The sequence below is a fragment of the Kosakonia oryziphila genome, assembly GCF_900094795.1.
GTDB classification, from domain to species: Bacteria; Pseudomonadota; Gammaproteobacteria; order Enterobacterales; family Enterobacteriaceae; genus Kosakonia; species Kosakonia oryziphila.
Genome location: NZ_FMBC01000121.1, coordinates 1 through 1260, shown reverse-complemented (window position 1 = coordinate 1260; position 1260 = coordinate 1). Strand labels below are relative to the sequence as shown.

Below are 1260 nucleotides of genomic sequence, written 5' to 3'. Positions count from 1 at the left end.
TCCTGTTCAGCCCCTTATGTAGATGCAGGTCAGACCGGTCTTCCATCCATTCTGCCATTTTCCCGTCACTGATACTGCATCCAGCAGATCATTTAAGGGGCAGTCTGGATATAGAGAATTATTGTACGGTACGCCTGTTTTTTGAACAGTCTTACCTATTGCAATGGGGTATGCTTTATATGTACCACCACAAAAGATACCGGCCACTATTATTGTGACCACATAAGTGATACCATAATAAGCAATACCACTTAAATGTTACCCAAAGGGCAAATAATGTTCGTTTTTGGTTACCTCCGGGCATCCACTTCAGAGCAGGATGCCAGCCGGGCAAAAAGTGCACTGAAGGCATTTGCAAACCAGCATGGCCACCGTATCGCTGGCTGGTATGTCGATAATGTCTCCGGTACGACAATGAACCGCCCTGAACTGATCAGGCTTCTTGGGGATGCGGAACCTGGGGATGTCATTCTCATTGAACAGGTCGACAGGCTTACCCGCCTGGATGATGCAGGCTGGGAGACACTCAGAAAGCAAATCACCGACAAGCAACTGGCCATCGTCAGTCTTGATCTACCGACCAGCCATCTTGCGCTATCCGGCACAGTAAGTGATGACTTTACCCGAAGCATGCTGAAGGCCATAAATGGCATGATGCTGGATATGCTCGCTGCTATTGCCCGAAAAGACTACGAGGACCGGCGACGACGCCAGGCTGAAGGTATAAGCAAGGCAAAAGCGGAAGGCAGATATCGGGGCAGGGTAGCCGATGCACAGAAACACGAACTGATTCGCACTCTGCGCCTGGTCAATGGAAAATCACTGCGTGAAACAGCCCGGCTAGCTGGCGTATCAAAGATGACAGTAATCAGGGTCTGTAACGGCAATCATAAACAGGATACTGATTGACGATACTTTGATAACATCTCCGGGTCATTTTTCAGAGCCAGGGCAGATGAAGAAGAAAAACAGCACACCCACTCCTCACGATGCCACGTTCAGGCAGTTCCTGACGCAACCGGATATTGCCCGGGATTTCATGGAAATCCACCTGCCCGCAGAGCTGCGAGCAGTCTGCGATCTCAGCACGCTAAAACTGGAATCAGGCTCGTTCGTTGAGGATGATCTCCGCCAGTATTTCAGCGACGTCCTCTACAGCCTGAAAACTTCAGCCGGCGACGGATATATTCATGTTCTGGTCGAACACCAGTCAACGCCGGACAAACATATGGCTTTCCGCCTGATACGCTATGCGGTAGC

2 protein-coding genes are annotated in these 1260 nt (G+C 50.2%); both read left to right on the top strand.

The annotated features are described in order from the left end of the window. Nucleotides 1-276: 276 nt before the first annotated feature. Nucleotides 277-909 carry a recombinase family protein gene (locus GA0061070_RS24420; protein ID WP_090139112.1) on the top strand — a complete coding sequence of 211 codons (633 nt, stop codon included), beginning with the start codon at nt 277-279 and terminating at the stop codon, nt 907-909. Nucleotides 910-955: 46 nt separating this feature from the next. Further along, the coding region (locus GA0061070_RS24415; protein ID WP_139109844.1) for an Rpn family recombination-promoting nuclease/putative transposase at nt 956-1260 on the top strand (305 nt) is incomplete at its 3' end.